Genomic DNA, 12509 nt, shown 5'->3' on the forward strand with positions numbered 1-12509 from the left:
TCAATGGGCGGCGCCGCCGGTCGTGCCCGCGGGCAAGCGCCTGGTCAGCAGCACGGCAAGCATGCTGATGGCGAGGGCGATGCCGATGCAGTGGAAGGCGTCGTTGTAGGCCATGATCGCCGCCTGCTGGTGGGTGATCTCGCTGAGTTTGGCCAGGGCGGCCTGCTCGCTGCCGAGTGTCTCGGTCAGTAGCGCGAGGCGCTCGGCGACCTGCGGGTTGCTCGGCACCAGGGCCTCGCGCAGGTAGTCGAAATAGACCTTGGCGCGGCTGTCGAGCAGGGTGGCGAGCAGGGCGATGCCGATGGCGCCGCCGAGGTTGCGCAGGATGTTGAACAGGCTCGAGGCCGAGCCGGCATCCTGCGGCAGCACGTAGGCGGTGGCGATCAGCGAGATGGTGACCATGACCAGCGGCTGGCCGAGGGCGCGGATGATCTGGATATGGTTGAACTGCTCGCCGGCGAAGTCCGGGTTGAGTACGCCGGAGGCGAAGCTGGCGGCGCCGAACAGGCCGAAACCCAGGGCGCAGAGCAGCTTCGGCGACACCGCCTTCATCAGCAGCGGCACCAGGGGGATCAGGAACAACTGCGGAATGCCCATCCACATAATCACCTCGCCGATCTGCAGGGCGTTGTAGCCCTGGATCTGCGCCAGATACAGCGGCAGCACATAGATAGAGCCGTACAGGCCCATGCCCAGGCCGACGCTGGAGATGCTCGACAGGCCGAAGTTGCGCTCGCGCAGCACGCCGAGGTTGATCAGCGGGTTCGGCCTCGACACCTGCAGGATGATGAACAGCACCAGGCTGATCGCCGCGATGCTGCCGAGTCCGGCGATCAGGCTGGATTCCAGCCAATCCTTGCGATGACCTTCCTCGAGAAACACCTGCAGGCAGCCCAGACCCAGGCCGAGGGTGAGAATGCCGGCATAGTCGCTGGTTTTCAGCAGTTCCCAGTGCGGCGCTTTTTTTTCCAGACCGTAGAGCAGCCCGGCGATCATCAGCAGGCCGGGGAGCACGTTGATATAGAAGATGTATTTCCAGCCGAAGTTTTCCGTCAGCCAGCCGCCCAGGGTCGGCCCGATGGAGGGGGCGAAGGTCGCTGTCAGGGCGAACAGGGCCATGCCCTTGGCGCGATGGTGCTCGGGCAGTTTGATCAGGATCAGGGTGAACGCCAGGGGAATCAGTGCGCCGCCGGTAAAACCCTGCAGGGCGCGGAACACGATCATGCTCTCCAGGCTCCAGGCCATCGAGCAGAGCAGCGAGGCCGCCAGGAACCCGGTCGACACCCACACCGCCAGGCGCCGGGCGGAGAGGAGCTGGACCAGCCAGGCGGTCATCGGGATCATGATGATCTCGGCAACCAGGTAGGAGGTGGAGATCCACGAGCCTTCCTCCAGGGTGGCCGACAGCGCACCCTGGATGTCCTTGAGCGAGGAGTTGGTGATCTGGATGTCCAGCACCGCCATGAAGGCGCCGAGCAGGGCGCTCATCACCGCGATCCAGTCGCGCCGGCTGGGTTCGCCGCTGGGGCGAATCAGCGCATCAGCCGCCATGCTGTTGGTCGGCCTGGATGTCGACCTTGACCTCTACCGACATGCCCGGACGAATCAGGCCCTTGAGCGGATTGTCCGCGGCGAAGGTCAGTTTGATCGGGAAGCGCTGCACCACCTTGGTGAAATTGCCGGTGGCGTTGTCCGGTGGCAGCAGGCTGAACTGGGCGCCGGAGGCGGCGAACAGGCTGTCGACCCGGGCCTCGATGGGGGTGTCGGGGAAGCTGTCGAAGGTCAGCTCGGCACTTTGCCCAGGCTGCATGCGGCCGATCTGGGTCTCCTTGAAGTTGGCCTGGACCCAGATGTCCTGATCCGGGACCAGCGACAGCAAATAGGCACCGGCTTGCACGTATTGGCCGTTGCGGGCGGCGCGCTGGCCGATAAAACCGCTGATGGGGGCGTGGATCTCGGTACGCGAGAGGTTCAGCTGGGCTTGGGCCAGGTCGGCGCGGGCGCTGGCGATCTGTGCTTCAAGGCGCTTGATCTCGGCTTGCAGGCTGTTGACCTGCTGACGCTCGGCCTGTAGGTCCGCCTGAGCCTTGCTCACCTGCGAACGCGCGATGCGGCTGTCGGCAGCCAGGGTGGTCACCCGTTCTTCAGACACATAGCCGGGTTTGCGCAGGGTTTGCGCGCGTGACAGGTCGATTTGCGCACGCCCCAGGACTGCTTCGCTGGTCGTCACGCCAGCCTGGCTGGCGGCAATCAGGCTGGCCTGCCGGCTCAGTTTGCTCTGTGCCTGCAGCAGTTCGGCCTCGCGGGTGGCGAGGATGGCCTGGGCGCGCTGCTGTGCCAGTTCGGCGTCGGCGCTTTCCAGGGTCAGCAACAACTCGCCCTGCTGCACATGCTGGTTGTCATCCACCAGCACCTTGGCGATGCGCGCGCCAAGCTGGCTGGAGACGCGGGTGATTTCCCCCTGCACATAGGCGTTGTCGGTGCTTTCGAGATAGCGCCCGACGAGCAGCCAGTGGGCGGAGAAGGCCGCCGCGATGAGGCCGAGTACGGCTAGGAAGATAAACAGACGACGTTGCAGCTGGGCAGGCATGGCAGGCGCTCGACGTTCGGGCAAGAGGGTGTTGGCAACAGTGCATCGGTGAATCTAACAGTGTTCCTTTGGCGTCTGTAGCGGTTAAAATTCATAAGCTTTGTTGCTTATAGGGAACAATAATGGGTCTTGATGATGCCCTGATCTTCACTCGTGTGGTCGAGTGCCACAGCTTCACGCATGCGGCACTGGGGCTGGGCATGCAGAAGTCCACGGTCAGTCGGCGCATTGCCTTGCTCGAGGAGCGCCTCGGCGTGCGTCTGCTCAATCGCACCACGCGCAAGTTGCGCCTGACCGAAGTCGGCCAGGCCTACTACGAGCGCTGTCGGCAGATCATGCTCGACTTCGCCGAGGCCGAGCAGGCGGTGATGCAGTTGCAACTGGAACCGTCCGGCTTGCTGCGCATCAGCGCGCCGATCGAGTTCGGCCAGCTGTTCCTCGGTCGGGTACTTGGCGAATTCATGCGCCAGTATCCGCAGATCACCGCGGAGGTCGAGTTGACCTCGCGCAACGTCGATCCGGTCGAGGAGGGCGTGGACATCGTCATCTTGGTCGGCCAACCGCAGGATTCCACGCTGATCGCCCGCAAGCTGTTCGAGAGCGAGCGGCGGCTGTGCGCCAGCCCGGATTACCTGGCCCGGCACGGCACCCCACGGACGGCCGCCGACTTGGCGTCGCACCGGGCGATCCTGCTGCCCCACGACTCGTCGCGTTACTGGCCGCTGCTCGACGAGAGCATCGCCTGCCAGCGGGTGTTGGCGTGCAACAACATCACCTTCGCCCGTGAAGCGGCGCTAGCCGGCGCCGGGATTGCCGGGCTGCCGAGCATGATCTGCGAGCGCGCGATCCAGGGCGGGCGGCTGATCGAGCTGTTGCCCGGGGCGCGCCTGCCGGTCGGCGAGTTGTACGCGGTCTATCCCTCCCGGCGCTTCCAGGCGATGAAGGTGAAAACTTTCCTCGATTTCCTGATGGCCTGCCTGCCGGTCGAACAGGGGCGCCTGCTGGAGCCTACGGCGGCAGGCCTGTTAACATCGCCGCCTTAATCGGCTTTCGTTCCAATTCTTCGAGACCTTCCATGACCACCGTCCGCACCCGTATCGCGCCGTCGCCCACCGGCGATCCGCACGTAGGCACCGCCTATATCGCCTTGTTCAACCTGTGCTTTGCCCGTCAGCACGGTGGTGAATTCATTCTGCGTATCGAAGATACCGATCAGTTGCGTTCGACCCGCGAGTCGGAACAGCAGATCTATGATGCATTGCGTTGGCTGGGCATCGAGTGGAGCGAAGGCCCGGACGTCGGCGGTCCGCACGGCCCGTATCGGCAGAGCGAGCGCGGGCATATCTACCAGAAGTACAGCGACGAGTTGGTGGAAAAAGGCCACGCCTTCCACTGCTTCTGCAGTGCCGAGCGCCTGGATAAAGTCCGTGCCGAACAGATGGAGGCCAAGCAGACGCCGCGCTATGACGGCCACTGCATGCACCTGGCTGGCGATGAAGTGCAGCGTCGCCTGGCCGCCGGTGAGCCCAACGTGGTGCGCATGAAGGTGCCGACCGAAGGCGTCTGCGTGGTGCCGGACATGCTCCGTGGCGAGGTCGAGATCCCCTGGGATCGCATGGACATGCAGGTGCTGATGAAGACCGATGGCCTGCCGACCTACTTCCTGGCCAACGTGGTCGACGATCACTTGATGGGCATCACCCATGTGCTGCGCGGCGAAGAGTGGCTGCCATCGGCGCCCAAACTGATCCTGCTCTACGACTACTTCGGCTGGGACAAGCCGCAGCTGTGCTACATGCCGCTGCTGCGCAATCCGGACAAGAGCAAGCTGTCCAAGCGCAAGAACCCGACCTCGATCACCTTCTACGAACGCATGGGCTTTCTGCCCCAGGCGATGCTCAACTACCTCGGCCGCATGGGCTGGTCGATGCCGGACGAGCGCGAGAAGTTCAGCCTCGACGAGATGGTCGAGCATTTCGACATCCAGCGCGTGTCGCTGGGCGGGCCGATCTTCGATCTGGAGAAGCTGTCCTGGCTCAACGGTCAGTGGATGCGTGAGCTGAGCGTCGAGGAGTTCGCCGCGGGCGCGCAGAAATGGGCATTCAACTCCGATTACCTGATGCAGATCGCCCCGCACGTGCAGGGCCGGGTGGAAACCTTCAGCGAGATCGCACCGCTGGCCAGCTTCTTCTTCGCCGGCGGCGTCAGCCCCGACCCCAAGCTGTTCGAGCACAAGAAGCTGTCGGCCGATCAGGTGCGCGAGGTCATGCAGCTGATCCTGTGGAAGCTGGAGGCGCTGCGTCAGTGGGAAAAAGACAAGATCACCGGCTGTATTCAGGCGGTGGTCGAGCATCTGCAGCTGAAGCTGCGTGACGCCATGCCGTTGATGTTCGCGGCGGTGACCGGGCAGGCCAGCTCGGTGTCGGTGCTCGATGCCATGCAGATACTCGGTCCTGACCTCACCCGTTTCCGCCTGCGTCAGGCTATCGAACTGCTCGGTGGCGTGTCGAAAAAGGAAAACAAGGAGTGGGAAAAACAGCTGGCGTCCATCGCCTGATCGCCTGTTATCCCGCTTGAGCGCCCATGTGGCTGATCGGGATAGGGTAAGTGGTTGTTCTGTCAGCATAAAGAAAGCAGCTATAGGTGAAAATTTTGTTGACAGTAGCGGGGCGCGCTCTTAACATGCGCCCCGTCCTTGAGATGGGGCTATAGCTCAGCTGGGAGAGCGCTTGCATGGCATGCAAGAGGTCGACGGTTCGATCCCGTCTAGCTCCACCAATCTCAAAGCCGAAAGGCTTGCCACAGTCAGCTCTCGAGTTGGCTGAGTTTTGAAGGGTATTTGCGTCCCCTTCGTCTAGTGGCCTAGGACACCGCCCTTTCACGGCGGTAACAGGGGTTCGAGTCCCCTAGGGGACGCCACTATTTAAAAAGCAGCTCCGTTGGGTGCTGTGAGCCGCGAGGCGATAAATCTGGGGGTATAGCTCAGCTGGGAGAGCGCTTGCATGGCATGCAAGAGGTCAACGGTTCGATCCCGTTTATCTCCACCAATTTCCACGATAAGGCCAGCGTAAAGCTGGCCTTGTTCATCGAAGGTTACGTCCCCTTCGTCTAGTGGCCTAGGACACCGCCCTTTCACGGCGGTAACAGGGGTTCGAGTCCCCTAGGGGACGCCATTTTTGCCCGCTCTGCGGGACTTTTAAGGGTCATTCTTTGCGGAATGGCCCTTTTGTTTTTCTGCTTCGGCTTTCCTTCCCGATCAATCGCCCCGACCAGCGGTAAGGTTTTCTGCTTGCTTAAATTTATTACAAGCATAATATTTCAATCGTAATATTTTGGAGGCGAGCATGAACGACAAGAAAGCCCAAACCCGTGAGCGCATTCTTTGCGCGGCAAGTGCCGCGCTGGTGCGGCGTGGTCCCGCCGAGCCGAGTGTCGGTGAGGTGATGGGCGCTGCCGGGCTGACCGTGGGCGGCTTCTATGCGCACTTCGAGAGCAAGGATGCGCTGATGCTGGAGGCGTTCAGGCAGTTGCTCGGCCAGCGCCGTGAGTTGATCAAGCAGATGGACGGCGACCTGCCGGCCGACGAACGTCGGGCGTTGCTGGCGGCGTTCTACCTGTCGCGCAAGCACCGCGATGCCAGCGAGCACGCCTGCCCGCTGCCGAGCTCCCTGGGCGAGCTGACGCGCCTGCCCGAGGGCTTTCGCACGGCCTTGGCCGAGCATCTGGAATTGCTGGTGGCGCAGTTGTCGGCAAGCCCGGAGGACGCTTCCCGGGTGCTTGCCGATGTCGCCTTGATGGTTGGGGGGCTGGCGCTGGCGCGGGCACTGGGCCCCGGCGAGTTGTCTGATCGCGTTTTGCGTGCCGCCAAGTCGGCGATCGTTTGAGGCAAACGTTTAAGGAGCAGGGCAATGAGCAACTTGAGCTGGGTTCGTGGGTTCAACGCCACCATCGGTTGGGTGGCGCCGCAGGCAGTGGCAAGCAAGATGCGACGCCAGTTCATGACGCCGCGCGGCTTGCCGCCACGCGATTGGGAACTGCCGTTATTGACTCAGGCCGAGCGCATCACTCTGCGTTTCGGGCTGTCGGCGTTGCGCTGGGGCTGCGGTCCGACGGTACTGCTGATGCATGGCTGGGAAGGCCGGCCGACCCAGTTCGCCGAGCTGATCAAGGCGCTGGTGCAGGCCGGTTATGGCGTGGTCGCCCTGGACGCCCCGGCGCATGGACGTTCGCCGGGACAGGAGGCGAATGTGGTGGTGTTCGCCCGCGCCCTGCTCGAGGCCGCCAGTGAATTGCCGCCACTGCAGGCCGTGATCGGCCACTCGATGGGCGGCGCCAGCGCCTTGCTGGCGACGCAGATGGGCTTGCGTGCCGAGGCCGTGGTCAGCATTGCGGCGCCGAGCCGGATTCTCACCATGCTGCGGCTTTTCGCCCGCTATATGGGCTTGCCTGCTCAGGCGCGGGCGCATTTCGTTCGTCTGGTCGAGGAAAAGGCTGGCATGCCGGCCGGGCATCTCGATGTGGCGCGCTACCAGCTGGATTTCCCGGGTTTGATCGTGCACGCCGCCGATGACCCGGTTGTGCCCTATAGCGAGGCGCAGGCGATCCATGAGGCCTGGTTCGACAGCCGCTTGTTGCGTCTCGAGCAGGGTGGGCACCAGCGGCTCTTGTCTGACCCGCAGCTGGTGCAGGCGGTCATGCAGCTATTGGCTGCGCTGCGTCAGACCTCGTCAAGCGAGCTGGCCTCGTAGCTTTCCACCCGATTGCGGCCAGCCGCCTTGGCTCGATAGAGCGCCTGGTCGGCCTGTTGCAGCAGCTGTTCGCTGTCCGCACTGTCGGGTAGCCCGGCGCACACCCCGATGCTGGTGGTCAGGTCGATGGTCTGGCCTTGATAGGTGCAAGGGTGGCGGGCCAGGTCGGCGCGCAGCTGTTCCGCCAGGTCATGGGCGCCGGCCAGGTCGGTATCGTTGAGTACGGCGACGAACTCTTCGCCGCCGAAGCGGGCGAGCAGATCGCCGGCGCGCAAGCGTTGCTGCAGGCGTTGGGCGGCGTGGTGCAGGCAGGCATCGCCGGCCAGGTGGCCATAGTGGTCGTTGACCTGCTTGAAGTGGTCGAGGTCCATCATCAGGATGGCCATGGGGCGCTGACTGCGCACGGCCTGGGCCAGGCTGCGATGCAATTCTTCGTTGAGGGTCTGGCGGTTGAACAGGCCGGTCAGGCTGTCCCGGCGATTCAGCTCGGAGAGTTGCTGGTTGGCGCCGGACAGCGCCTGCAGGGCTTGTTCCAGTGCCGCCGTGCGTTCCTTGACGCGGATCTCCAGGCTTTCGTTGAGCTGTCGTTGCAGGCTCAGGCCCTTGGCCTGCTCCACTCTCAGTTGTTGCTCCTGGGCGAGCAGTTGCGCCTGGGCCAGGCGTTGGGCGTGCTGCGCCTGGCGGATGCGCACTGCCAGGGCGATGGAGAACACCACTAGCTCGATCAGTCCGCCGATCTGTTGCGCGTGCAGGGTCAGCAACGAGTTGGCGATCAAGCCAGTGCCGCTGAGGATACTGAACAGACTGGCGGTGATCAGTACGAACCAGCCGATGGCGAATAGCCGGGCGGGTTTATAGCCCTCGCGCCAGCGCAGCAGGGTGAACAGGCAGGCGAGTACGGCGCAGACGATGACCAGGGCGAAACCGCCGAGCAGTGCGACCTGATAGGGCGCGAACAAGGACAGGCCGATGGCCAGCCAGGTGCAGCCCAGCAGTACGCGCACGATCTGTGTGTAGCGCGGCGATGCATGCCTGAGGTCGAGCACGCCATAGGCGAACAGGATGCCGAACAGGGTGGCCACTGCCGAGCTGAGCGGGAAACTCAGTTGGTGCCAGTCCAGCGATTGCGGCCAGAGCCATTGCAGGGCGAAACCGAGCTGGATGAACTGGTAGCCGCCGAAACTGGCGACGAACAGGCTGTACCAGAGGTAGTCGCGGTCGCGGGTGATGACGAAGATCGACAGGTTGTAGACGAACATCGCTGCCAGCGCGCCGAAGAACAGGCCCTGCAGGAGCAGCATGAGTTGTTCATGGCGGTTGAAGGTTGCGCTGGTCATCAGGCTGGCGCTGAGGTTGGCCGAACCTTCGCTCTGCATGCGCAGGATCAGTTCGCGGCTTTCCCCGGCGGCCAGGTGCAGCGGTAGCAGCAGTTGCCGGTGTTCGATCCAGCGCGCCGCGAACGGCCGCTGATCACCAGAGCGGTAGACCCGCTCGCCATCCAGGCCATAGGCATCCAGATAGTCCAGCAGCGGGTTACCGATCAGCAAAACCCAGTCCATGCTGCGCGATTCGGGGTTATGCAGTTGCAGGCGCAGCCAGTAGGCGCTGCCGCTGTAGCCGAAGCTGGCATCGCGGCGGCCAACCGGCTGCCAGGCCGAGTCGGGCAGGCGGCGTACATCGTCCAGCTCGGCCTGCTGCTGCGGGTCTTGCCAGACCTGCATGAACGGGCCGGGCAGTACGCTTTGTTCCGTCGCGGGCAGGGACAGGACATCCGCCTGGCTCAGGGTGGGCAGGAGCAACAACAGCAACAGGCGTAAGGCTGCAAGCAAAATGCACGGCTCTCGGCTAAGTGACGGTCGAAATGAAGCGGCGCGGGCCATCAATCCAGATGGCCGGCAGGCGATAGCCTAGTGGCTTCGGCCGATTAACCAAAATACTTTAGGTATTTAGTGGATTGCAGGCTGCGGATTGGTTCAGGGCCGCGAGGGAAAGTGCCGTGTACGGCATGGAGTTGCCGCGCCTTTAGTGCCTAGAATGGGGCGCTGGCCAACCTGGCAGTCCATCATTTCAAGATTCAGGAGTAAGCCCATGAACCCGATGGTAACGATCACTCAAGCGCCGATGCGTCTTGTGCCTGTGCGGGGCTGGCGGCGGTGTGTGACCGCGCTTGCGGGCGCGTCAAGCACCAATCGGGAGCAGCCGCGATGAGTTGGGACCTGGCGAATCCATTTGTGATCGACATCAGCGTGGTTGCCGACGATATCGACGGCCTCGGTCATGCCAATAACGCGGTCTATGTCAGCTGGCTGGAGCGCTGTGCCTGGCGCCACTCGCAATACCTGGGGCTCGATCTGGCCGAATACCGCCGGCTCGACCGCGCCATGGCGGTGTTACGCCACGAGATCGACTACCTGGCCAGCGCCTATGAAGACCAGGAGTTGCAGATGGCCACCTGGATCGTCGAGTCGGACCAGCGCTTGAAGATGGATCGGCGCTTCCAGCTGGTCCGTCCAGCGGATGGTCTCACCCTGTTGCGGGCCAAGACCACCTTCGTCTGTATCGAACTGTCCAGCGGCAAGCCCAAGCGCATGCCGGTCGAATTCGTCGAAGGCTATGGCCGTGCCCTGCAGTTGCCCTTTCCCCTGGAACTTTGACTGGCGTGTTCATTGCCCGCGTTCATTGCAGTTGCGGGGCCAGGAACAGGGCATCGTTGTCGAACATTACCTGGTACCGGCGGGTTTCCCCGGGTTCGAGCAGAATCGACTGGCCGCTGGCCAGGCCGGTGGCATCGCAACTGCCGGCCGGCTTCAGCCGTGCCCTGAGGTAGAGCGTGCCGGCCGGCACATCCAGGCTCGCCGAGTCGCCGACTGGTAGCTGCGCCACCGGCTTCTCCTCCATCAGTAACTCGACCGTGCAGGTGTTCGGTACCTTGCGGTCGCGGTCGATAACCAGTTGGGCCATTGGTTTGGGCGTAAGTTGCTGCGCGGATTCGCCTGGTTGCTGTGGCTCTGCCTGGCTCAGGCCGAGGCCGAAGTACAGGCTGGCGAGCAGTATCAGGATGCGCATAGTTGTCCTTCATGGCGTTGGAATGTCCCTATTGTTGACTCCCTGCGAGGGGCAGCGTTCCATCTCGTTGCTCTGCGCGTGGCCTGGCGGGCATTTCACCCAGGGCAGTTCGCCGCGTACACTACGCGGCGTTTTTCCGAGAATATTGCCATGCAGATCGCCCTTGCGCCGATGGAAGGATTGGTCGATGAGATCCTCCGCGATGTGTTGACCCGGGTCGGCGGCATCGACTGGTGCGTGACCGAATTTATCCGGGTCACCGAGCGGGTACTGCCCGTCTCGACCTATCGGAAGCTGGCGCCGGAACTGTTCAGCGCTGCGCAAACGGCGGCGGGTACGCCATTACGCGTGCAGTTTCTCGGCTCCGATCCGCAGTGCCTGGCGGATAACGCCGCCTTTGCCTGTGGCCTCGGCGCGCCGGTGATCGACCTCAACTTCGGCTGCCCGGCGAAAACCGTGAACAAGTCCCGTGGCGGCGCGGTGCTGTTGAAGGAACCGGAACTGCTCCATGCCATCGTCCGCGAGGTGCGTCGCACGGTGCCGGCTGGGATTCCGGTAACGGCCAAGATGCGCCTGGGTTTCGAGCATAAGGACTATGCCCTGGAATGCGCCCAGGCCCTGGCCGAAGGCGGGGCCGCGCAGCTGGTGGTGCACGCGCGAACCAAGGTCGAGGGCTACAAGCCACCGGCTCATTGGGAGTGGGTGGCGCGGGTGCAGGAGGCGGTCAAGGTGCCGGTGTTCGCCAATGGCGAGGTGTGGACGCTGGACGACTGGCGGCGCTGCCGCGAAATCAGCGGCGTCGAAGACATCATGCTCGGCCGCGGCCTGGTGGCGCGGCCGGACCTGGCCCGGCAGATCGCCGCGGCGCGGGCCGGGCAGGCGGTGGTCGCAATGGACTGGGCCGAGCTGCAACCCGTGCTCGCCGATTTCTGGCTGCAGGCGCGGCGCAAGATGTCCCCGCGCTATGCCCCGGGACGCTTGAAACAATGGCTGGCGATGCTCACCCGCAGCTATCCCGAGGCCTTCGCGTTGTTCAATTCGCTGCGCCGGGAGAACGATTGCAGCCGGATCGATGCCTTGCTCGGCATCGATTTTCCGCTGAGCAAGGGCCAGGACCAACTGGCCATCGCTTGAGAACAAGATTCTTGTAGGAGATCCCGCCCCGTCTTCGACGCCGCGCTGTCGCGCAGCAAACGGTGTAGGAGCCAGCTTGCTGGCGATCTTTGTAGGTCAAAAGCATCGCCAGCAAGCTGGCTCCTACAAGGCTTTGTACTTATTTAATTTCTATATATAAAACAATGAGTTATATTTAGTTTGATAAGAGTCAGGCGGCGTATTCAGCGTCCGCCGCTGACATCCAGCAGTGCGCCGCTGGTGTAGGACGCCTGTTCGCTGGCCAGCCAGAGAATCGCCTGGGCGACTTCCTCGGCCAGGCCGCCACGGCCCATGGGGACGCTCTGGCTGACCCGCGCGACCCGTGCCGGTTCGCCGCCGCTGGCGTGGATCTCGGTGTCGATCACCCCGGGGCGCACGGCGTTGACGCGAATGCCTTCGCCGGCGACTTCTTTGGCCAGGCCCAGGGTCAGGCTGTCGATGGCGCCCTTGGCGGCGGCATAGTCGATATATTCGCCGGGCGCGCCGAGGCGGGCGGCCGCCGACGACAGGTTGACGATGGCGCCACCGCTGCCGCCATGGCGGGTCGACATGCGTTTCACCGCCTCGCGGGCACAGAGAAAGCTGCCGAATACGTTGACGGCGAAGACGCGCTGCCAGCGGCCAAGGTCCATCTGTTCCAGGCGCATCTGCTGTTCCAGTATGCCGGCGTTGTTGACCAGCACGTCGAGGCGGCCGAAGTGCTGGTCGACGCTGTTGAACAGTCGCAGGACCTGGGCTTCATCGGCCACGTCGGCCTGCACGGCGATGGCCTCGCCGCCAGCCTCGACGATCTGTCTGACCAGGGTTTCGGCGGCCTCGGCATGTCGGCAGTAATTGAGGCACAGGGCATAGCCCTGGGCCGCTGCCAGCCTGGCGGTGGCAGCGCCGATGCCGCGGCTGGCACCGGTTATCAGCATGACTTTACGCATGGGGCGGGTCTCCGGGGCTGT

11 protein-coding genes and 4 tRNA genes are annotated in these 12509 nt (G+C 63.6%); 10 read left to right on the forward strand and 5 right to left on the reverse strand.

The features are described from left to right. Positions 1-1491 (reverse strand): MDR family MFS transporter, encoded by a 1491-nt coding sequence (locus G9C89_RS05155; RefSeq protein ID WP_172146390.1) that lies wholly within the window; start codon positions 1489-1491, stop codon positions 1-3. Positions 1492-1540: 49 nt separating this feature from the next. Next, positions 1541-2590 (reverse strand): HlyD family secretion protein, encoded by a 1050-nt coding sequence (locus G9C89_RS05160; RefSeq protein WP_172145667.1) that lies wholly within the window; start codon positions 2588-2590, stop codon positions 1541-1543. 122 nt (positions 2591-2712) lie between these two features. Here G9C89_RS05160 and G9C89_RS05165 point away from each other — a divergent pair, with 122 nt between their 5' ends. The 8 genes from G9C89_RS05165 (at position 2713) to G9C89_RS05200 (ending at position 7338) form a co-directional block, all read left to right on the forward strand. Beyond that, positions 2713-3633: a LysR family transcriptional regulator gene (locus tag G9C89_RS05165; protein WP_172145670.1), complete on the forward strand. Its 921-nt coding sequence runs from the start codon at positions 2713-2715 to the stop codon at positions 3631-3633. A gap of 32 nt (positions 3634-3665) precedes the next feature. Continuing rightward, positions 3666-5147 carry a glutamate--tRNA ligase gene (gene gltX, locus G9C89_RS05170; protein ID WP_172145673.1) on the forward strand — a complete coding sequence of 494 codons (1482 nt, stop codon included), beginning with the start codon at positions 3666-3668 and terminating at the stop codon, positions 5145-5147. A gap of 145 nt (positions 5148-5292) precedes the next feature. Then, positions 5293-5368: transfer RNA gene (locus G9C89_RS05175), tRNA-Ala, on the forward strand. 65 nt (positions 5369-5433) lie between these two features. After that, positions 5434-5509, forward strand: a tRNA-Glu gene (locus G9C89_RS05180). Positions 5510-5561: 52 nt separating this feature from the next. Beyond that, positions 5562-5637: transfer RNA gene (locus tag G9C89_RS05185), tRNA-Ala, on the forward strand. Positions 5638-5687: 50 nt separating this feature from the next. Next, positions 5688-5763: transfer RNA gene (locus tag G9C89_RS05190), tRNA-Glu, on the forward strand. Between the two features lie 171 nt (positions 5764-5934). Continuing rightward, positions 5935-6474, forward strand: coding sequence for a TetR/AcrR family transcriptional regulator (locus G9C89_RS05195; RefSeq protein WP_172145676.1), 540 nt, complete (start codon positions 5935-5937; stop codon positions 6472-6474). A 24-nt stretch (positions 6475-6498) separates the two neighbouring features. Continuing rightward, positions 6499-7338, forward strand: coding sequence for an alpha/beta fold hydrolase (locus G9C89_RS05200; RefSeq protein ID WP_172145679.1), 840 nt, complete (start codon positions 6499-6501; stop codon positions 7336-7338). Here G9C89_RS05200 and G9C89_RS05205 read toward each other — a convergent pair. Beyond that, a complete protein-coding gene (locus G9C89_RS05205; protein ID WP_256674111.1) occupies positions 7308-9167 on the reverse strand; it encodes a sensor domain-containing diguanylate cyclase in 1860 nt (619 codons plus the stop codon). The genes G9C89_RS05200 and G9C89_RS05205 overlap by 31 nt on opposite strands. A gap of 375 nt (positions 9168-9542) precedes the next feature. Between G9C89_RS05205 and G9C89_RS05210 the strand changes: the two genes are divergently transcribed. Then, positions 9543-9992, forward strand: coding sequence for an acyl-CoA thioesterase (locus tag G9C89_RS05210; RefSeq protein WP_172145684.1), 450 nt, complete (start codon positions 9543-9545; stop codon positions 9990-9992). Positions 9993-10014: 22 nt separating this feature from the next. On the opposite strand, the gene G9C89_RS05215 is transcribed toward G9C89_RS05210, so the two are convergent. Next, on the reverse strand, positions 10015-10404 hold the full coding sequence (locus G9C89_RS05215; protein ID WP_172145687.1) for a hypothetical protein: 390 nt from the start codon (positions 10402-10404) through the stop codon (positions 10015-10017). A gap of 150 nt (positions 10405-10554) precedes the next feature. Between G9C89_RS05215 and G9C89_RS05220 the strand changes: the two genes are divergently transcribed. Further along, the gene (locus G9C89_RS05220) at positions 10555-11538 is read left to right on the forward strand and encodes a tRNA dihydrouridine synthase (RefSeq protein ID WP_172145690.1); all 984 of its coding nucleotides are present in this window, start codon (positions 10555-10557) and stop codon (positions 11536-11538) included. A gap of 203 nt (positions 11539-11741) precedes the next feature. On the opposite strand, the gene G9C89_RS05225 is transcribed toward G9C89_RS05220, so the two are convergent. Continuing rightward, the gene (locus G9C89_RS05225) at positions 11742-12488 is read right to left on the reverse strand and encodes an SDR family oxidoreductase (protein WP_172145693.1); all 747 of its coding nucleotides are present in this window, start codon (positions 12486-12488) and stop codon (positions 11742-11744) included. Between the last annotated feature and the right edge of the window lie 21 nt (positions 12489-12509).

Source organism: Pseudomonas tumuqii, assembly GCF_013184545.1.
Taxonomy (GTDB): Bacteria; Pseudomonadota; Gammaproteobacteria; order Pseudomonadales; family Pseudomonadaceae; genus Aquipseudomonas; species Aquipseudomonas tumuqii.

Bases quoted from the DNA above. Each gene is read 5' to 3' on its own strand.
- G9C89_RS05160 (WP_172145667.1), bottom strand. From the start codon at position 2,590: ATGCCTGCCCAGCTGCAACGTCGTCTGTTTATCTTCCTAGCCGTACTC.
- G9C89_RS05165 (WP_172145670.1), top strand. From the start codon at position 2,713: ATGGGTCTTGATGATGCCCTGATCTTCACTCGTGTGGTCGAGTGCCAC.
- gltX (WP_172145673.1), top strand. From the start codon at position 3,666: ATGACCACCGTCCGCACCCGTATCGCGCCGTCGCCCACCGGCGATCCG.
- G9C89_RS05195 (WP_172145676.1), top strand. From the start codon at position 5,935: ATGAACGACAAGAAAGCCCAAACCCGTGAGCGCATTCTTTGCGCGGCA.
- G9C89_RS05200 (WP_172145679.1), top strand. From the start codon at position 6,499: ATGAGCAACTTGAGCTGGGTTCGTGGGTTCAACGCCACCATCGGTTGG.
- G9C89_RS05210 (WP_172145684.1), top strand. From the start codon at position 9,543: ATGAGTTGGGACCTGGCGAATCCATTTGTGATCGACATCAGCGTGGTT.
- G9C89_RS05215 (WP_172145687.1), bottom strand. From the start codon at position 10,404: ATGCGCATCCTGATACTGCTCGCCAGCCTGTACTTCGGCCTCGGCCTG.
- G9C89_RS05220 (WP_172145690.1), top strand. From the start codon at position 10,555: ATGCAGATCGCCCTTGCGCCGATGGAAGGATTGGTCGATGAGATCCTC.
- G9C89_RS05225 (WP_172145693.1), bottom strand. From the start codon at position 12,488: ATGCGTAAAGTCATGCTGATAACCGGTGCCAGCCGCGGCATCGGCGCT.